The organism is Bosea sp. 124, from assembly GCF_003046175.1.
Taxonomy (GTDB): Bacteria; Pseudomonadota; Alphaproteobacteria; order Rhizobiales; family Beijerinckiaceae; genus Allobosea.
In genome coordinates, this window is record NZ_PZZM01000001.1 from 1,453,845 (window position 1) to 1,472,684 (window position 18,840).

General features: G+C 68.1%; 16 protein-coding genes and 1 pseudogene. 5 read left to right on the forward strand and 12 right to left on the reverse strand.

From position 1 onward, the window contains the following. Window positions 1–61: 61 nt before the first annotated feature. The 3 genes from C8D03_RS06865 to C8D03_RS06875 form a co-directional block, all read right to left on the reverse strand. Window positions 62–1,387, reverse strand: a complete 1,326-nt coding sequence (locus C8D03_RS06865; protein WP_108045598.1) for a dihydrolipoamide acetyltransferase family protein — start codon at window positions 1,385–1,387, stop codon at window positions 62–64. Next, the gene (locus tag C8D03_RS06870; protein WP_108045599.1) at window positions 1,387–2,403 is read right to left on the reverse strand and encodes an alpha-ketoacid dehydrogenase subunit beta; all 1,017 of its coding nucleotides are present in this window, start codon (window positions 2,401–2,403) and stop codon (window positions 1,387–1,389) included. The genes C8D03_RS06865 and C8D03_RS06870 overlap by 1 nt, the downstream gene beginning before the upstream one ends. Before the next feature lie 163 nt (window positions 2,404–2,566). After that, window positions 2,567–3,799, reverse strand: coding sequence for a 3-methyl-2-oxobutanoate dehydrogenase (2-methylpropanoyl-transferring) subunit alpha (locus C8D03_RS06875; RefSeq protein ID WP_108045600.1), 1,233 nt, complete (start codon window positions 3,797–3,799; stop codon window positions 2,567–2,569). A gap of 247 nt (window positions 3,800–4,046) precedes the next feature. Here C8D03_RS06875 and C8D03_RS06880 point away from each other — a divergent pair, with 247 nt between their 5' ends. Continuing rightward, the gene (locus C8D03_RS06880; RefSeq protein ID WP_108045601.1) at window positions 4,047–4,547 is read left to right on the forward strand and encodes an Lrp/AsnC family transcriptional regulator; all 501 of its coding nucleotides are present in this window, start codon (window positions 4,047–4,049) and stop codon (window positions 4,545–4,547) included. Between the two features lie 157 nt (window positions 4,548–4,704). Here the strand turns inward: C8D03_RS06880 and C8D03_RS06885 are convergent, their stop codons facing one another. The 3 genes and pseudogenes from C8D03_RS06885 to nadC form a co-directional block, all read right to left on the reverse strand. Continuing rightward, complete coding sequence (locus tag C8D03_RS06885) at window positions 4,705–6,267, reverse strand: thymidine phosphorylase family protein (RefSeq protein ID WP_282568612.1); 1,563 nt, start codon at window positions 6,265–6,267, stop codon at window positions 4,705–4,707. Next, window positions 6,241–6,780: pseudogene (gene phnN, locus C8D03_RS26745) on the reverse strand (phosphonate metabolism protein/1,5-bisphosphokinase (PRPP-forming) PhnN); the annotation flags it as partial. The gene C8D03_RS06885 and the pseudogene phnN, both read right to left, overlap by 27 nt. Before the next feature lie 15 nt (window positions 6,781–6,795). Next, window positions 6,796–7,629: a carboxylating nicotinate-nucleotide diphosphorylase gene (nadC, locus tag C8D03_RS06890; RefSeq protein ID WP_108045603.1), complete on the reverse strand. Its 834-nt coding sequence runs from the start codon at window positions 7,627–7,629 to the stop codon at window positions 6,796–6,798. Between the two features lie 475 nt (window positions 7,630–8,104). Between nadC and C8D03_RS06895 the strand changes: the two genes are divergently transcribed. Both C8D03_RS06895 and C8D03_RS06900 read left to right on the forward strand, forming a co-directional pair. Next, on the forward strand, window positions 8,105–9,088 hold the full coding sequence (locus tag C8D03_RS06895; protein WP_181300738.1) for a TAXI family TRAP transporter solute-binding subunit: 984 nt from the start codon (window positions 8,105–8,107) through the stop codon (window positions 9,086–9,088). Window positions 9,089–9,111: 23 nt separating this feature from the next. After that, window positions 9,112–11,052 (forward strand): TRAP transporter permease, encoded by a 1,941-nt coding sequence (locus C8D03_RS06900; protein ID WP_108045605.1) that lies wholly within the window; start codon window positions 9,112–9,114, stop codon window positions 11,050–11,052. An 11-nt stretch (window positions 11,053–11,063) separates the two neighbouring features. On the opposite strand, the gene C8D03_RS06905 is transcribed toward C8D03_RS06900, so the two are convergent. The 6 genes from C8D03_RS06905 to C8D03_RS26945 form a co-directional block, all read right to left on the reverse strand. Beyond that, entirely contained in the window at window positions 11,064–12,248 is a 1,185-nt protein-coding gene (locus C8D03_RS06905; protein ID WP_108045606.1) for a formylglycine-generating enzyme family protein, read from the reverse strand. Then, complete coding sequence (locus tag C8D03_RS06910; protein WP_146170107.1) at window positions 12,245–13,510, reverse strand: OmpA family protein; 1,266 nt, start codon at window positions 13,508–13,510, stop codon at window positions 12,245–12,247. The genes C8D03_RS06905 and C8D03_RS06910 overlap by 4 nt, the downstream gene beginning before the upstream one ends. A gap of 108 nt (window positions 13,511–13,618) precedes the next feature. Then, window positions 13,619–15,553, reverse strand: a complete 1,935-nt coding sequence (locus tag C8D03_RS06915; RefSeq protein WP_181300740.1) for a CHASE2 domain-containing protein — start codon at window positions 15,551–15,553, stop codon at window positions 13,619–13,621. Further along, window positions 15,546–16,244: a Crp/Fnr family transcriptional regulator gene (locus tag C8D03_RS06920; RefSeq protein ID WP_181300742.1), complete on the reverse strand. Its 699-nt coding sequence runs from the start codon at window positions 16,242–16,244 to the stop codon at window positions 15,546–15,548. The genes C8D03_RS06915 and C8D03_RS06920 overlap by 8 nt, the downstream gene beginning before the upstream one ends. Before the next feature lie 34 nt (window positions 16,245–16,278). Next, a complete protein-coding gene (locus tag C8D03_RS06925; protein WP_108045610.1) occupies window positions 16,279–16,938 on the reverse strand; it encodes a FecR family protein in 660 nt (219 codons plus the stop codon). 108 nt (window positions 16,939–17,046) lie between these two features. After that, entirely contained in the window at window positions 17,047–17,181 is a 135-nt protein-coding gene (locus tag C8D03_RS26945; protein WP_282568580.1) for a hypothetical protein, read from the reverse strand. Window positions 17,182–17,255: 74 nt separating this feature from the next. Between C8D03_RS26945 and C8D03_RS06930 the strand changes: the two genes are divergently transcribed. Further along, window positions 17,256–18,086: an alpha/beta fold hydrolase gene (locus tag C8D03_RS06930; RefSeq protein WP_108045611.1), complete on the forward strand. Its 831-nt coding sequence runs from the start codon at window positions 17,256–17,258 to the stop codon at window positions 18,084–18,086. 136 nt (window positions 18,087–18,222) lie between these two features. Beyond that, window positions 18,223–18,624, forward strand: a complete 402-nt coding sequence (locus C8D03_RS06935; protein ID WP_108051299.1) for a c-type cytochrome — start codon at window positions 18,223–18,225, stop codon at window positions 18,622–18,624. Window positions 18,625–18,840 lie beyond the last annotated feature (216 nt).

The following is an 18,840-nucleotide window of genomic DNA, read 5'->3' on the forward strand; positions in this document are numbered from 1 at the left end:
ATCTCCGCTTCGCTGCGTCCGAGATGACCCGGTAAAGGTGATGAGGACAGACACCATCGCCTCAGACATCGATGAACAGCGTGGCCGGGTTCTCAAGCAACTCCTTGAGCCGCTGCACGAAGACGGCCGCGTCCCAACCGTCGACGACGCGATGGTCGAAGCTGGAGGACAGGTTCATCATCTTACGCGGGACGAAGGTGGTACCGTCCCAGACCGGACGCACCATCATCTTGTTGACGCCGACGATGGCGACCTCGGGATGGTTGATGACCGGCGTCGTTGCAATGCCGCCCATCGCGCCAAGCGAGGTGATGGTGATGGTCGAGCCGGTGAGTTCGTCGCGGGTCGCGGTGCCGTCGCGGGCGCGATCGGCAATGCGGTTGAGTTCAACGGCGCAGCCCCAGATGTCACGCGCCTCGGCATGTTTGACCACCGGCACCATCAGCCCGCCCGGCGTCTGCGTCGCGATACCGAGATGAATGCCGGCATGCTGGCGCACGATGCCGGCCTCGTCGTCATAGAGCGCGTTCAGGTTGGGCTGCTCGGCCAGCGCCTTGACCATGGCGCGCATCAGGAACGGCAGCAGCGTCAGCTTCGGCCGCTCGGGCGTCGGCTTCCGGTTCAACGTCGCGCGCAAATCCTCGAGCGGGTTGACATTCACCTCCTCGACGATGGTGATGTGCGGGATACGCGCTTTCGACAGCGCCATCTTCTCGGCGATCTTGCGCCTGAGACCGACGATCTTGACCTCGGTGACACCGCTCTTCTCGGCAAGGCCGGGCGTGTGGCCCGGCTCCGGGCCGCGAAGCAGGAAGGCGTCGATGTCCTCGTGCAGGATGCGGCTCGCGGGCCCCGTGCCCGTGACCTGGCGCAGATCGATGCCGGCTTCGCGCGCCTTGAGACGCACCGCCGGCGAGGCCAGCGGCTTGTCGCCAGGCGCACGGCGCGGGGCAGCCGGTGCCTGAGGCGCCGCCGTCGCGATCGCCCGCGTGGGCTTAGGGACTGTCATGGCGCGGGGCGGCTCGGGGGAAGCCGCGGCCTTGGCCGATTCCGGCACGGCGGATTTCGGCGTCTCGGATTTCGACTCGGCCTGCTCTGGCTCCGGCTCGGCCGTATCAGCCGGCGGTTCTTCGGCTCCGGCCTCGCCGGCGATCTTGAGCTTCACGATCGCCGAACCGATCGCAACCGTGTCGCCAACCTCGGCGCCGATCCAGGTGACCTCGCCGTCGACGGGCGCCGGAATCTCGACCGTCGCCTTGTCGGTCATCACGGCGGCAAGCAGGTCATCCTCGCGGATGATGTCGCCGACCTTGACGTGCCACTCGACCAGTTCGGCCTCGGCGATGCCTTCGCCGACATCGGGAAGCTTGATGATGCGCTCGGCCATCAGCGGCTCTCCATGATCTCGGCAAGCGCCTGGCCGACGCGGGCCGGGCCGGGGAAATAGGCCCACTCCTGGGCATGGGGATAAGGCGTATCCCAGCCTGCGACACGCCGGACCGGCGCCTCGAGATGATAGAAGCAGGTCTCCTGAACGAGCGCGGCCAGCTCGGCGCCAAAACCCGACGTCAGCGTCGCCTCGTGCAGCACCATGCAGCGCCCGGTCTTGGCGACGGAGGCGGTGATCGTGTCGAGGTCGAGCGGAACGAGGCTGCGCAGATCGATCACTTCGGCGTCAATGCCGGTCTCCTGCGCCACGGCCTCGGCGACATGCACCATGGTGCCATAGGTGACGATGGTGCAGGCCGAACCCTCGCGTCGGATCGCGGCCTTGCCGAGCGGCAGCGCGAAATGGCCATCGGGCACCTCGCCGAGCTCATGCTTCGACCAGGGCGTCACCGGCCGGTCGTGATGGCCGTCGAAGGGACCATTATAGAGGCGCTTGGGCTCCAGGAAGATCACAGGGTCCGGATCCTCGATCGCGGCGATCAGCAGCCCCTTGGCGTCGTAGGGGTTGGAGGGCACCACGGTCTTCAGCCCCGAGACGTGGGTGAAGAGGGCCTCGGGGCTCTGGCTGTGGGTCTGGCCGCCGAAGATGCCGCCGCCGGTCGGCATGCGGATCACGATCGGGCAGGTGAAGTCGCCATTCGAGCGATAGCGCAGCCGGGCGGCCTCGGAGACGATCTGGTCATAGGCCGGATACATGTAGTCGGCGAACTGGATCTCGATGCAGGGCCGCAGGCCATAGGCAGCCATGCCGATCGCCGTGCCGACGATGCCGGCCTCGCTGATCGGTGCGTCGAAACAGCGGTTGACGCCGTATTTCTGCTGCAGCCCATGGGTGCAGCGGAAGACGCCGCCGAAAAAGCCCACATCCTCGCCATAGACCACGACATTCTCGTCGCGCCCCATCGAGACGTCCATGGCGGAGCGGATCGCCTCGATCATCGTCATGCGTGGCATGGTCAGCGGCCTCCGAAAAAGAGAGGGGCGGACCACATCGTCATGGTCGGGCTTGTCCCGACCATCCACGTCTTCCTCTGGCGAGGGCCGTGTTCAAGACATGGGTGCTCGCCACAAGGGCGAGCATGACGGCGGAGGTTCATGTGCCAGGAAGCCATGCGTCTCACACCCCCAATTGCTGGCGCTGGCGGCGCAGATGCGGCGGCAGCTCGGCATAGACGCCCTCGAACATGTCGCGCGCCGAGGGCTTGCCGCCGGAATGCAGCGTGCCAAAGCTCTCGGCCTCCTTCTGGGCGGCAATCACCGTCTCCAGGATCTCGGCCTCGGCCTGCTTGTGGCGCTCCTCGCTCCAGGCGCCGACCGCGATCAGGTGCTCCTTCAGCCGCATCAGCGGGTCGCCCAGCGGCCAGCCATCCGATTCATGCTTGGGCCGATAGGCGGAGGGGTCGTCCGAAGTGGAATGGGCGCCGGCGCGGTAGGTGACGTATTCGACCAGCGTGGGACCCAGATTGCGGCGCGCCCGCTCGATCGCCCATTGCGCCACCGCATAGGTCGCGAGGTAATCGTTGCCGTCGACCCGCAGCGCCGGGATGCCGAAGCCGAGTCCCCTCGCCGCGAAGGTGCCCGAGCCGCCGCGCGCGATGCCCTGGAAGGTCGAGATCGCCCATTGGTTGTTGACGACGTTGAGGACGACGGGGGCCTTGTAGGTCGAGGCGAAGACGAGCGCAGCGTGGAAATCCGATTCCGCCGTCGAGCCGTCGCCGACCCAGGCTGCCGCTATCTTCGTGTCGCCCTTGATCGCCGAAGCCATAGCCCAGCCGACCGCCTGCACGAACTGCGTCGCCAGATTGCCGGAGATCGAGAAGAAGCCATGCTGCTTCGACGAATACATCACCGGCAATTGCCGGCCTTTCAGCGGGTCGCGCTCGTTGGAATAGATCTGGCACATCATGTCGACGAGCGGATACTCGTCGGCGATCAGCAGCCCGGCCTGGCGATAGGTCGGGAAGTTCATGTCGCCGGGCGCGAGCGCGATGCGGAAGGCGCAGCTCACCGCCTCCTCGCCGGTGTGCTGCATGTAAAACGAGGTCTTACCCTGGCGCTGGGCCATCTGCATGCGGGCGTCGAAGGTGCGCAGCGTCATCATGTGGCGCAGGCCGCGGATCAGGTCTTCCTTGGAGAGGTCCGGCACCCAGGGGCCAACCGCTTCGCCCTCGCGGTTGAGGACGCGGATGATCGAATAGGCGAGATCCCTGATCTCCTTGGGATCGACGTCGACGGGCGGACGCTCGACCGTACCAGCCTTCGGGATCACGACATGGGAGAAGTCGGGCTTCTCGCCCGGCCGGCTCGCCGGCTGCGGCACATGAAAGCGAAGGGGAGTGTCAGACGTCATGGCCGCGCTCCAGTCTTCCTACAGGCATCGCCCTGGCTCCCCAGCATTCCGCCGTCCGCCCCGGACAGCAAGCCGTATCGTCGTCACGGGGCCCGGTTCCGCGCCATGCCGAGCGGCAGGGCCGGCCCGTCCCTCTTGCCGTCAGGCTAGCCCGACCCTGAAAAAGAGTTCTCTCGAAATTGGTTGCGGAAGGAACCGACAACGGAAATAATTTCTGCCCCATGACAATTTAACAGGATGATTTGCCGTGATATCGCGAAGCAGACGAGGAGACGAGCCCGATCAGACCGATCTGCGGATTCTCTCCGCCCTGCAGGAAGACGGCCGGCTGACCACCAATGCGCTGGCGGAGAAGGTCGGGCTGTCACCCTCGCCGTGCTGGACGCGGGTGAAGCGGCTGGAGGAAAGCGGCGCGATCGAAAAATATGTCGCCGTGCTCGACCAGAAGGTGCTCGGCTTCAACAATGTCGTCTTCGTCGAGATCACCCTCGACAAGCATGACGACAAGATCCTCGACCATTTCGGCGAGGCGCTGACGCGCATCCCCGAGGTGGTCGAGGCCTATCTGGTCACCGGCGAATACGACTATCTCGTCAAGGTCGTGGTCAGCGGCACCGACCATTACGAGCGCTTCCTGCGCGAGATGCTCTACCGCATCCCCGGCATCCGCCAGACCCGCACGACCTTCGGCCTCAGGACGCTGAAACGGGCGATCTCGATCGACCCGCTGAAGATGCCGAAGCCTTGAGGGTTTTGTCGCAGTGACGAAGCGCGCCGTCGTCCCGGGCGTAGCGTAGCGAAGACCCGGGACCCATTCCGGAACCTCTATCGGAAAGCCTCCGGCATGGCTCCCGTATCAGCGCCGCTGACGCGGCTTGTCCGGGACGACCGGTCCCTTTGATTGCTCAGTCGAGCAACGCGGCCTCGCCAGCCAGCACAAAACCATCGTCCTGCGCCGCCATCGCGACAGCCGCCTCGAGCTCCGGCCCGGCCGAGGCGTGGATGATGAAGAGCGCCTCGCCTGCCGTCACGTCGTCGCCAACGCGGCGCAGCAGGTCGATGCCGGCGCCCTTGTCGAAGGGCGCCCCGGCGCGTCGCGCGATACCGGCGATGCACCAGCCGTCGATCTCGCCGATGCGGCCGGGCCGAAGCGCCTTCACCGTATGGGTCAGAGCGGCCGGCTTCGGCACGATCTCCCGCCGCCCCTGCGCGGCGACGATTGCGTCCAACGCCATGCGCGCCGCGCCCGAATCCAGGAGTTCGGCAGCGCGCGCCCGGCCGCGTTCTGGCGTCGCGACGGCGGGGTCCCAGGACAGGATGCGCCCGGCAAAGGCAAGCGCCTTCTCACGCAGGTCGGCGGGGGCCTCAGGCTGGCCTTCCAGCACCCAGAGCACGTCGCGGACCTCGAGCGCCGGGCCGATGCCGCGCCCGATCGGACCGGCGCCGCAGGTCGCGACGGCCTCGACATGCAGGCCGACCGAGCTCCCGACCGTCTCGAACAGGCGGCCCAACTCTTCGGCTTCGGCCTGGCTGCGCAGCTTCGCCCGCCGGCCGTAGGGCAGATCGACGGCGACATGGGTCGAGCCCGCCGTCAGCTTCTTCGAGATGATCGAAGCCACCGACCAGCGATTGGAATCGATGCCCAGCGGGCGCGTGATCGCGTTCATCACATCGTCCACGGCGGAGTGGTTGAGACGCCCGTTCCAGGCGATGCAAGCGCGGGCCTCTGCAACCGTGCGGCGGACATCGTCGACCGTGAGATCGACCTTCGCCAGAACCTCCATCGCATCGGCAGTGCCGGCGGCCGAGGTGATCGCACGCGACGAGGTCTTGGGCATGGCGAGGCCATGGGCCGCGACGATCGGCGCCACGATCAGCGTGATCCGGCTGCCGGGAATGCCGCCCATCGAATGCTTGTCGACGACGATCGGCTCGTTCCAGCGCAGGGGCGTCGAGAAGGAAGCGCGGACGCTGGCCAACGCGCCAACCTCGGCATCGCTCAGCGAACGCGTGGCGGCAACGAGAAACGCCGAGATTTCGCCTTCGGGGTAGCGCCCCTCGACGATGTCGCGCAGCAGCATGGCGTATTCGGACGCGCCGAGCTCATGGCCTTGAATCTTGGCGCGAAGCGCATCGCGGCTGTGCTGCGGCGGGGTGCGCGTCAGCGTGATCTCGCTGTTTTCCGGCAGGCCGAGTTGCGCGAAGGCCTCGCGCGACAGGCCGATCTCGTCCGGCGCCAGCAGCCAGCCCGGCTCGACGACATTGACGCGGGCGCGGATGCTGCGGCGCTGCCCGCTCGCATCGGCCTGTCCGGCCACGTCGACCTTGCCCGGCCCGTCGAAGTCCTCGACGCCGAGCATGCTGTCGCGCGGCAGATAGGCGATGTTGTCGCGCCAGGCGTCGATCGACACGGGCTTCAGCGCGAGCCGGCGCGTGGCGGCGTCGATCGCAGCGAGGAAATGCTCGATGCCCTCCTCGATCGCGCCGTTGTTCTCGACGACCAGCGTCTCGATCCCGGCCGGCAGTTGCGGCGGCCGGCGCGCCAACCTTGCCGCGATGTCGTCCGCCGTCTCGCGACCGCGCGAGGCCAGCCGGGCGGCAAGGATTTCGGGCGAGGCGGTCACGTTGATGATGATCAGGCGCGGGACCGCGCCGGCCAGCGTCTCCAGCACGCCGCGCGAGCCATTGGCGACGATGTGCCGGCCCGCCACCAGTTCATCGCGCAGCGAGGCCCGCAGGCCGTAATGCAGGCCATGGGCGTTCCAGGAGACGAGCAGCCCGCCGGAGGCGGCGAGCGCTGCGAAACCCTGATCGTCGATCGCCTCGTGATCCTCGCCACCGGCATCGGCCGGCCTGGTGATCAGGCGCCGGGCAAAGCCGAAGCGACCGCCATCGGCCAGCGCCTTGCGGGCGCCGTCCATCAGCGTGTCCTTGCCGGCGCCGCTCGGGCCGACGACGACGAAGAGGATGCCTGGCCGCATGGTTCCGGTGTTGCCTCAGGCCTCGTCGAGCCCGATGTCGACGGCGGGCGCCGACTGGGTGATCTTGCTGGTCGAGATATAGTCGACGCCGGTCTCGGCGATGGCGCGGATGGTCTCGTAGCGAATACCGCCCGAGGCCTCGACCTTGGCGCGGCCCGCGACATAGGCCACCGCCTCCTTCATCTCCGGCACCGGCATGTTGTCGAGCATGATGACGTCGGCGCCGGCCGCGACCGCATCGCGGACCTGCTCCATCCGGTCGCATTCGACCTCGATTTTGGTCAGCACCGGCAGCCTTTTGCGGGCGCGCTCGACTGCCTGGGCGATGCCGCCGCAGACCGCGATGTGGTTGTCCTTGATCATCACGCCGTTATCGAGGCCGAGGCGGTGGTTGAGGCCGCCACCGCAGGCGACCGCATGCTTCTCCAGCATGCGCAGGCCGGGCGTGGTCTTGCGGGTGTCGATCAGACGCGCCGAGGTGCCCTTGATAATGTCGACATAGCGCGCCGTCTCGGTCGCGATGCCGGACAGGCGCTGCACGATGTTCAGTGCCGTGCGCTCGGCGGTCAGAATGCCCTGCGCCGGCCCCTCGACCAGGATCAGGGTCGCGCCCTTCTCGACGCGGTCGCCATCGGCAGCCTCGACCTTGACCGACAGCGCCGGCTCGTAGCGCCGGAACACGGCGGCGGCGACATCGATCCCCGCCAGCACCATCGGCTCGCGGGCATTCATCCGGAAGCAGCCCGTCTCGGTCGGCTCGATCATGAGCTGGACGGTCAGGTCGCAGGAGCCGATGTCCTCCCTCAGCCAGAGGTCGATCAGCCGCTCGGTCGCGAAACGATCATACATGCTTCAGCCCCTGACACGCGCTCCCGCAGCCTTGGCGCGGGCTTCGCCAGGGAGAGCGAATAGCATGGACGGCCCGATTTGATTACCGTTTGTGTACCAACGATGCGGAGAGCGCTGCAGACTGTCAAGCAAGGAATAGATCAGGGGGCCGCCGTTTTCGGGCTGACAGTGCAACCATGCCTAAATCCGGGCCAAACCCATGGTTGCAGCGCTTATTTCGCAAGCAATTGCTGCACTGCAAGCGGTCAGATTGAGCGAAGACCAGCATTGACAAGCCATATGCATACCAACAAACTTCGCCTCGTGCTGCGCAGGGCTTTGCCTGACAAACAAGACATGCACGCGACGAAGCGGCTTGAAGCCGCCGGGGATAGACAGCTACGGCAGATCGTCGGGCGCAGGTTGCGACCGACGAAGTATGGGTTTGCGGCCCGTCATGCGGGCCATCTCTCGACACAGGCCTGGGAGGGCAATCATGAAGAGACTGGCTATCGCGTCCATCGTGGCGGCATCGCTCGGACTCTGCGCAGGCCTCAGCCTGGCGCAGACCGCTCCGACCAAGAAGATCACCCTGACCGGCGGCTCGGTCGGCGGCGCCTGGAGCGCCATCGGCAATGCGATCGGCGAGACGATCCGGCGTGAATCGCCCGGCGCCGCCTTCGGCTACGAGCCCGGCCGCGAGGCCGCCAATATCCAGCTCGTCTCGACCGGCAAGGTCGAACTCGGCATCGCCCATGCCCAGCTCATCAAGCGGGCGCAGGCGGGCGAAGATCCGTTCAAGGCGCCCGTCACCAACCTCAAGGCCATCGCGCTGATCGATCCGCAGGCCGCGGTGCAGATCCTCGTCCGCGAGGATTCCGGCATCGACAGCTTCGAGAGCATCCTGGCCGCCAAGAAGCCGGTGCGCATCGCGCTCAACCAGCGTGGCACGCTGATGGCGGTGACCGGCGAGGAGGTCTTCAAGGTCTATGGCATCACCGCCAAGGACATCGAGGGCTGGGGCGGGCGCATCCAACATGTCGACTACAATGCCGGCCTGGAGATGATGAAGAACGGCCAGGTCGACATCATCATCAACATGCTCGCCTTTCCCTCCGGCCAGATCAACAGCGCGACCCGCGAGATGAAGGTCAAGATGCTGGGCATCAGCCCGGAGGCGACCGCCAAGCTCGGCGCCCAGCTCGGCACCGCGGCGATCACGGTTCCAGCCGGCACCTATCCGTTCCAGCCGCAGGCGATCCCAACCGTCACCGGCAGCGTCGTGCTATTCGCGGCCAGCGAGATGAAGAACGAGGATGCGGCGGCGATCGTCGAGGGGATGCTGAAGAACTTCGACTATCTCAAGCAGGCCCATGCCACGATGGCGCGCCTCGAGCCCGTCAACCTCACCCAGACCGCGCCGCTAGCGCTCCATCCGGGCGCGGAGATGGCCTATCGGAAGGCCGGCCTGATCAAGTGAAAGGTGCCGTGCGGAGCTGATCGATGCCGATTTCGCGAGGTGCCCCGATGCCGCTCCTGCTGAAGCTCCTCGCGCCGGGACAGTCGCGCCGGCTCGACGCCCCCGAGCAGTGGACCGTCCACATCGTCGGCGTCGCGGCCGGCCTGCTGCTACTGGCGATGTCCTTCGGCTGGTATGTCAACCGCGAGATCGCGCTGTTCCTCTTCCTCGGAGCAGTCCTGTCGCTGGCCTTCCTGACCACGACCGCCAATCCGCTGCGACAGACCGGCCGCTCCTGGCCGGCCTGGGGTTTGGTCGCACTGTCGGTCGCCTCCTGCGGCTATTTCATCGCGATGCATCCGGTGCACGAGTTGCGCCTGCCGATGATCGACGAGCTCTCGACCCTCGACATCGCCGCCTCGATGGTCCTGATCGCGCTGGTGATGGAAGCGACGCGACGCTGCATCGGGATGATCCTCGTCGTCCTCGTCTCGACGTTCCTCGCTTATGCGATCTTCGGCAACAGGCTGACGGGCTCCTTCGCCCATCGCGGTTTCAGCACGCAGGAGATCGTCGACCATCTCGTCTTTTCGACCAACGGCCTGTTCGGCCCGGCGCTGGAGGTGGCGGCCTTCCTCGTCGTCGTCTTCGTCATCTTCGGCGCGCTGCTGGACCGGATCGGCGGCGCCGACTTCTTCTATGACGTCGCCAACAGCCTCGTCGGCAAGCAGGTCGGCGGGGCGAGCAAGGTCGCGGTCGTCTCGTCGGGCCTCTACGGCTCGATCTCGGGATCGCCGACGGCCGACGTCGTCACCACCGGCTCCTTCAGCATCCCGCTGATGATCCGGACCGGCGTCAGCCGCACCTATGCCGGCGCCATCGAATCCGCGGCATCGACGGGCGGTGCGCTGCTGCCGCCGGTGATGGGCTCGGCGGCCTTCCTGATGACCGACTTCACCGGCATTCCCTATGCGACGATCGCCCTGTCGGCGCTGGTGCCTGCCCTGCTCTACTACCAGTCGGTCTTCCTTGCCGCGCATTTCCGGGCGCATCGGGATGGCCTCCAGCCGATGTCGCATGGCGAGGCTCCCTCGATCCTGACCGTGCTGCGGCGCGACTGGCTGTATCTGGTTCCGATCGGCCTTCTGGTCTGGGGCGTGCTCAGTCTCAACCGGCCGTCCTTCGCCGGTGCCATCGCCTGCGCCGCGCTGCTGCCCGTCGCCCTGCTGCGGCAGAAGAACCCGGTTCAGCTCGTCAAGACGCTGTTCTTCGGTCTCAGCGACGGCATGCGCGGCATGATCGGCGTCGGTGTCGCCTGCGCCATCGCCGGGCTCGTCGTCGGCACGCTCTCGATGACCGACCTCACCGGCAAGATCAGCTCGGGCCTGTTCCACATGGCCGGCGGCAGCCCGATCCTGACGATCATCGTGGCTGCCTTCGTCATCATCGTGCTCGGCATGGGCATGCCGACGCCGGCGGTCTATGCGCTCTCGGCCGTGCTGGCGGCCCCGGCGCTGATCGCGCTCGGCATCGCGGTGCTGCCGGCGCATCTCTTCATCGTCTATATCGCCTCGATGTCGGCGATCACGCCGCCGGTCGCCGTTGCGGCCTTCGCGGCGGCCTCGATCGCCAAGGCCAATCCGGTGATGATCGCGCTCGTCGCCTGCCGGATCGCGATGGTCGCCTTCATCCTGCCCTTCGTCTTCATGTACCAGCCCGCGCTGCTCATGATCGGTTCGCTCTGGCAGATCATCGCGGCCGTCGGAGCGGTGGCGCTCGGGGTGCTGGCGCTCAATGCCGCGTTCGAGGGCTACTACATCGTCATGCTCGACCTGACGAAGCGCGCCCTGCTCTTTGCAGCCGGCATCGGCCTGTTCCTGCCGTTCCAGAATTCACAGATCGCGGGAGCCGTCCTGCTGGCTGCGGTGACGGCATGGCTCTGGACCGGCCGCCGGGCCGCGCAGACGGCGCCCCGAATCGCGTAGAGTCGGCGCGCTCAGTTCCCGAGATCGCGGGCGACGCGGAAGCCTGCAACCTGATCGCGGATGCCGGGATCGCTGACGATCCGGGCATCGAGCGTGCGCATCGCCGGCGGATCGGCCCAGGAACCGCCCCTGAGGATGCGGCCCTCGACCTCGTTGCAGACAGGTGGCGGAAAGGGTTGACCGGGAACCGACGGATCGGGCGGACAGGTATCCACCCACTCCCAAAGATTGCCGCTGAGATCGGAGATGCCCCAGGCGGTCGCGGCGAAGCTGCCGGCCGGTGCGGTGTTGCGGAAGCCGTCCCGGCAGGGTGCGACCGTCCAGCCCGGATTGCCCTGCTTCGCGCTCTCGTCGGCGCCGTTGCCGATGGCGCAGAGCCGCGCGGGATCGGCCATCTCCTTCGCCGAACCGGCCGCGACATGGTGCCATTCCGGGTCCGAGAGCAAACGGTAGCGCTGGCCGCTGCGCTTCGACAGCCAGGCGAGATAGGCCCTGGCGTCGCCATGACTGACGCAGGCGACGGGGTCGCTTTCCGTCTGAGGGTAGCCCGGATCCTGCCAGGACAGGGTCGGATCGAGCTTCCAGACCGGCGCGCGGACGTGGCAACCGATCTCGACGACATGGCCCGACTGCGCGACGAAGGCCCGATACTGCGCCCGCGTAACCTCGAAACGGCCAACGGCGAAGGGTTGCGGCAGGCTGGCCTCGACGATCCGCGGCGTGGCGCCGGTCGAGAGCTGGATGCGGACATCGCCCTCGGGCACGAGGACGAGTTCCGGGCAGTCGGCGCAGTCGCGGAAGGTCTCGCCCGAGCCCGGCTTGAGCCAGAGCCGCGTGCTGCCGGCGGCGAGATCGACATAGCCCAGAGCCGTCAGCCGCGCCGCGATCCTGGCCTTGTCCACCCCGGCGGCCATGAGTTCGAGCAGCGCCGCGCGGTTGGTGGTGGCGGCGATGCGCTCGGCCAGTTCGACGGCCGGATCCTTCGGCGGAGCCAGCGGGATCAGCTTCAGCGTGGGAGCTACAGCACCTGCCTGGGGCGGCTTCGGCTGGGCCAGGGAGTGGGACGCCGTCATCAGCAGGGCGATTCCGGCCGCGATGGCCGGGAATGCGGTTAGCAGCAGGGGCGATTTCGGCTGCCGGTTTGCTCCCGACAGGCAGCGACGCAGCCGGCCCGGAGCAATGCGAGACCAGGTCATGCGCAGGGCGCCGTCTTGAATTCGACGCGGCGATCGACCGCCGTGCTGGCGTCGTCGCGCGGCAGCCCGACCAGCGCCTCGCGATAGCCGACACCGGAAGGGCGCAAGCGTTGGGAGATGCCCGGCGCCTGCCCGGCCATCAGCGAGGCGATGCGCTCGGCACGGTCGCGGGAGAGCCGGTCGTTCAGATCCTCCGGGCCGGTGCGGCTGGCATGGCCGACGACCTCGAGGCAGACACCGGCCCTGGTGGCGCGCGATGCGATCTCGCGCAACCAGGCGGGATAGCTCGCCGACAGCTTGCGATCGGCGTTGAAGGCCGTCGAGTTCGGCTCGAACAGGAACTTCACGCCGAGCTGGCCGAGCGAGAAGCCGCGTTCGACCATCTGGCCAAAGGTCTGGTCGGCCTCGCCGGTCTCGCCCAGCGCGGTATAGGACAGATAGAGCCCGTTCAGGACGCGGAGCTGGTCGCCGCCTGGTTGATCCTTGGCCTCGCGGTAAAGATCGCGCGCCTTGCGGTGATCGCCAGCCTCATAGGCAGCAGTCGCCTCGCGGATGCGGGCGGCGGCCCCGAGCTGATCGAGATAGGCCGGTGCTACGGGCGTGCCCGGCTGCGACTTCTGGCAGGCCTCGATATAGGCCTTCGTCGCAGCGTCCATGCCCCAGACCGGGCTGTCGGAATAGGAAGCGGCCGGAGCGATGTCGACATTGCCGATGAGGGCGCGCGAGACGCTGCGGGCATAGACGGTCCTGGCCTCGCGCTCGACCAAAGCGAAGCAGATCCAGAAGGCATCCTTCTCAGCCCCCGGCTGGCCGGCATTGTTGATCGTGTTGAAGGTGCCGATGAAGACGAAGCGCGCCCTGGCGACGTTCTCTGGCGTGAAGGCCAGGACCTTCACATGCGGATAGCGCTCGGCGACGAGTTCGGCGATGCGCCTGTCGAAACCGCGTGTCGCGGCCGACTGGATGCCGGTGACGCCGTCGATCAGCGGATCGATCACGATGGTGACGTCGCCGGCGCCGACTGGCACCTTTGCAAAGAGGTCGGTCGCAGCCTTCATGAAGGCCTGTTCGAGCGGCACCAGCGCCGGCGCCATGACCGCCGCGGCGGGCTGGGCGATCGCGGCAGGCGCGCTGCCGACGGCAGCGAGAGCCAGCATGACGGTGGTGGTCAGCACGCGCAGTGTCACGCGGCGGCGGCAAACACCGTCACGGCCGGGCCCGGCATCCCGATGCTGACGAACGAGGATTGAAGCCTGGACCATAACGTCATCTCCCTTTGAGCGATCCGTGCACCGGGCCAACCGGAGCAGCGCGTGCCGTAAGAATGTACGAAAATGGCTAACCTGCCTGTCCCGCAGGGAACAGCCGCATCACGCGGCCTCCAGCGCGGTGAAAACCTCGACCTCGCCCAGGCCACGCAGTTCGACGCGAGCGAGTGGGCGAACGCGCTGCGGCCCACACCGCTCCGCCGCCACCGGCCCGATGCAGATCGAGGAGTCGAGCTCCTTGTTGAGCGCTTCGAGCCTCGCCGCCATATTCACCGCATCGCCATGGGCGGTGTAGTCGAGCTTCGCGCCGACACCGACATCGCCGACGATGGCAATGCCGGCCTCGATGCCCTGGCGGGTGCGACCGAGCCTGACCGTCGCGGCGAGGCCACGGGCACGATAATCTTCCGTCCAGGCCAGGATCGCGACTGCGCAGGCGACGGCACGCTGCGGGTGGTCAGCGAGGTCGAGCGGCGCGTTGAAGAAGGCGTGCACCGCGTCGCCAACGAGCTTGTCGACCATGCCGCCATGCTCGCCGACGATGCGCGTCACGCCCTCGAAATAGCCGTCCAGCACGCTGACCAGTTGCTCGGGACCAATGTCGCGCGTCATCTGGGTGAAACCCTCGATGTCGGTGAACAGGGCGGTGATCTCGCGTCTCTCGCCGGAGAGCCTGAGGCTGGCAGGGTTGGCGATGATGCGCTCGACCACCCCCGGCGCAAGGTGCTGCTCGAAGCGACGGCGCAGACGCGCCTCGCGCAGACGTGTTTCCGAGAAGCCCGCCAGCGAGGTCGCGAGGAAGGCGGCCGCGCCCGAGGCCGCCGGCGTCAGCGGATCGAGCAGCAGGTCCGCCGCGGCGAGCCCGAGGGCGCCGAGGATGAGGCAGAGCAGAAGCGTCGCTAGCACGGGTGCGGCCGATGCCGGCCGCAGATGGCGTCCGACCGCGGTTGCGGTCAGGACCACCAGGAGCGCAGCCGCGATCTCCCAGGCCCAGCCCTGGACGGGCCGGCCCGGCATCACACCGGCCGCAATCTGGCGGACGGCATCGGCCTGAAGCAGCGACGACGCGGTAAGCGGATCGCGCGCGCTCGCCCGCAACGCGCCGAGTTCGGGCGCGAAACCGCCGATAAAGACGATCGCTCCGGCAAGCGGCGCGAGATCGGCGCCGCCATTCAAGATATCGGAGGCGCGCAGCGTCGAGACGGCTGCCGTGCCGGGCACCAGACGCAGCAGACCGTCCGATGGCAACGGGCGCGACAGCGGTCCGAGACTGAAACGGGCCGGATCGGCCGAGAGCAGGTAGCCCGAGGCGCCGACGGCGAGGCGCAGCGCCTCGAGCGCCAGGCCGGGGCGGATGCCGTCGCCGACCGCGACGAAGAGCGGGACGCGGCGGACCATGCCGTCCTCGTCGCCCGGAAGGGACAAGGTGCCGGCGCCTGCAGCCTCGGAGGCCAGCACGGCCGGCGGTCCGGTCGCGCCGTTCTCGCGCCAGAGGGAGCCGAACCGCACGCCTTCACGCATCAGGACCGGAATCTCGGCGACCTCGTCGCGCCCACGCGGATCGAGGACCCAGCCGAGCGCGACGGAGCCCGCAGCGACGGCCTCGGCCAACGCCTTGTCGCCATCGACGAGCGTCTGCGCCAACACACGGAACTCGGCGCGACCCGTCTGTGCGGCGAGCTGGCGGGCGAGTGCGGCCGGGGAGCGCGTATCCTCCCCCGCCAGCAGCATGTCGAGCGCGACGGCCGCCGGTTTGGCGGCATTCACCGTGGCAATCAGGCGGGCGAGCGTCTCGCGCGGCCACGGCCAGGGGCCGATGGCTTCGAGGCTGGCGGTGTCGATGGCGACGATGGCGAGCCTGGTGTCGGGCGCGGCTCCGCGCCAGCCGGCGACACCGCGCAGCATTGCGTCGAAGACGCGTTCGCGCAGTGTCTCGCGCCAGGCCGCCGGCGCGGCGAGCGACAGCACCAACACGCAGAAACCGGCGAGCAGGCCGGCAAGCACGGGCCGCGACAGCCACCGCCATCGTTCAGACATCGCCGATTCCGGCGCATTTCGCCAAGGCATCGGGATCGCAGAAGATGCGGTCGGAGGTGCGGCGGATAGCGCCGGCCTGTTCGAGCGCGCCGAGCGCCGCATTGACCTTGGGGCGGCTGGCGCCAAGCAGTTGCGCCAGCTCGCCCTGGGAGAACGCCATGTCGAGCGGCAGGCGTTTGCCGGGCGACGGCCGGCGCCCACCCAGCCCGACGAGCAGGAAGCGCGCCAGCCTGACCTCTATCGAATAGAGCGCGATGCCTTCGAGCTGGTCGGTGGTCTGGCGCAAGCGCCGGCAGAGGAAGGCGATGATGCCTGCGGACATCTCGGGATAGCGGCCGGCAAGCTGATCGAGCTGTGCCCGTCTCAGCCCATAGGCAACGACAGCCGTCAGTGCGACAGCATCGGCGCTGCGTTCGCCGCCATCGAGCACCGCGATCTCGCCAAGGAGCTCGCCCCGGACGGCATGGCGGACGCTCAGTTCGCGGCCATCCTCCGTCGTCACCGCCAGCCTGACGCGGCCCTCCCCGACGAGAATGAGCTGGTCGCCGCGGTCCCCGCGAGAGAACAGCATCTGGCCCTGCTCGAAGCGCTGCTCGCGGAATTCCCCGGCACAGGCCGACAGAGCCTCGGGCGCGAGCCGCGCGAAGAACGCGGCCTCGCCCAGCATCGCGGCGATGGCGGCATGGTCCATCGAGGCCCCTCCGGCTTGCATCAGGAGCGCTTCGTCACTCGACCTGCGCCAGCGCCGCGCGAATGCGCGCCTCGCCCCAGGCGCGGGCCGGCGTCGGCATGGCGCCCCGCCGTGCGATATCGGTGCCCTCGCCCGCCGCGAGCACGACCTCGCGGCCGGCGGCACGCACGGCGACCTCGCCGCGCAAGACCAGCACGCCGAAGACGCCATTGCTCGGCCCGGCGAAGAAACGCGTGCCCCGCACCGCGATCAGACCATATGAGGAGCGAACGCGAATCCGGCCGGCCTCGCTGCCGGGCGCCTTATCGACCAGTAGCGCGCCGGCACCGAGCGTGATGGTGCCGCCGGCATCGACGATGAAACGATCGATCGTGATCCGTGCCTTTTCGCCGAGGCGAAGCTCGGTCGCGCGGCCGAGCCGGAAACCGGCCCGGGCGCCGTCGCCGGTCTCGACCCGGTCCCCGACGAAGACCGGGCCCTCGGCGGCAAGCATGCGCCGCGCCTCCCTGAGCTCCGCGACTGCGTCGCCGCGCACATCCGTCACCAGACCCGCCGGAATCTGCCCAGCCGCCGGGGCCTGTGCACCCGCCGAGGCCTGTGCGAAGGCCGCGGCGGGCAGGCCAGCCACGCCGAACAGCGACGCCGCCCCGAGCAGGCGGCGCCGGTCGATGGCCCAGCTCTCATCGCAACTCATTCATGCCTCCGCTGCCCCATCTTTTCCGTGGCCTCCGCTTCGGCGCACATCCCGGTGGCTCGTACCGTAGGGTCAATTCATGCCCGCATGAAGGGGGCACGCGATCTGTCACAGCGGAAACAGCGTCGGATCGCCGACCGGCCGCCATTGGCCGCGCTTCTCCTGGCGGACGTCATCGCCCTGCGCCGCTTGCGTCTCGCCCCCGCCATTGCGGGCATGGCGGCGACGCGCCGCCTGCGTCATCCTTCGCCATTCCAGCCGGCATGCCCGACGGGACCGACAAAGAGCGCCGCATGCGCCGTACAGGGAGGGATTTCATGACCCAGGACGAAAGCGACCTTCCCGGTCCCATCGACTTCACGGTTCCGACCGCTGACGGCGCGACCCTGCAAGCCTTCGCCGAAGGCCAGGGGCGGGTTCTGCTGCTGGTCAGCGGTCTCGGCGGCACGGCCGCGTTCTGGACCAGCATCTCGGCGACGCTGGCCCGCTCCTTTCGCGTCATCCGCTTCGACCAGCGCGGCATCGCGGCGAGCACGCGCGGCAAGGCCGCCTGCAGCATCGACGAGCTGGCACGGGACTGCCTTGCCCTGCTCGATCAGGCCGGGGTCGAACGCGCGATGGTGCTGGGTCATTCGACCGGAGGCTGCATCGCCCAGGCGCTGGCGCGACAGGCTCCAGAGCGCATCGACGGGCTGATCCTGAGCGGGGGCTGGCTGAAACCGAGCCGCTACATGGCCGGATATTTCGGGGCGCGCCGTGCCATCCTCGAAAGCAATCCCGAAGCCTATGCCGCCAGTTCGGTGCTCTGCGCCTATCCGCCGGCCTGGATCGAGGCGAACTGGCATGTCTTCGAGGCGGCGCTGGCCGCGGCGCCGGCCACCGCGCAGGCGCAGGCCGCGATGCGCGAGCGCATCGACGCGCTGCTGTCCTTCGACGGCTCCGCCGAGGCCGCAGCGCTCGCCATGCCGATCCTCGTGCTCGGCGCGCGCGACGACATGGTGGTTCCGGCTTTCCTGCAGGAGGAGCTCGCGGCCGCCCTTCCCGGTTGCAGCAAGACCATGCTCGACACCGGCGGCCATCTCTTCCCGGTCTCGCGACCGGACGCCTTCACCGCCACCGTCGCCGACTGGATCGGCCGTCTCGGCTGATCGTGCGGGCGAGGCCGCCCGCGTCGAATTGGCTCATAGGCGCCGCGCTGCGTTGCATTATTCCAGTTCAAGGACCTGATGCCATGCCACCGGGTCCGGTCCCCGAACTGGACCAATGCCGCAGCAAGGATATCCCATGCACGCCATCGCCCGCATCGCGCTTTTCGTTGCCCTCGCCGCCCCGGCCCTCGCCACCCCGCTGCCCGCCTTCGCACAGGACATCGCCGCGGGCGAGCGCTCCTGGAACAAGTGCCGCGCCTGCCACCAGATCGGCGAGACGGCGAAGAACCTCGTCGGCCCCCAGTTGAACGGGCTGATCGGGCGCCATTCCGGAGCGGTGGAGGGCTACAGCTATTCCGCGGCCAACAAGAACTCGGGCATCACCTGGGATGAGGCCGTCTTCGCCGAGTACATCAAGGATCCCAAGGCGAAGATTCCAGGCACCAAGATGATCTTTCCGGGAATCAAGAACGAGCAGGAAATCAAGGACCTGACCGCCTTCCTCAAGCAGTACGACAAGGACGGCAAGAAGCTGTAACCGGCGCCGCACCTCACCCGCTGCCCACAGCCTATCCGAGGCATAGATACAGCCTATTGGACCGCGCGCGGCCTTCCTTCCTATCGTCGCCCTGGCATAGCTCTCCCGCCTCGGCCGAGGCGGGAGACGACCAGAGGCCGAATGGCCCGGATTTTGCCGGACAGAATGGCGCGCTTCGCAGGACAGCAATGGCTGTGCGGCGGCGCCGGGCTGTGA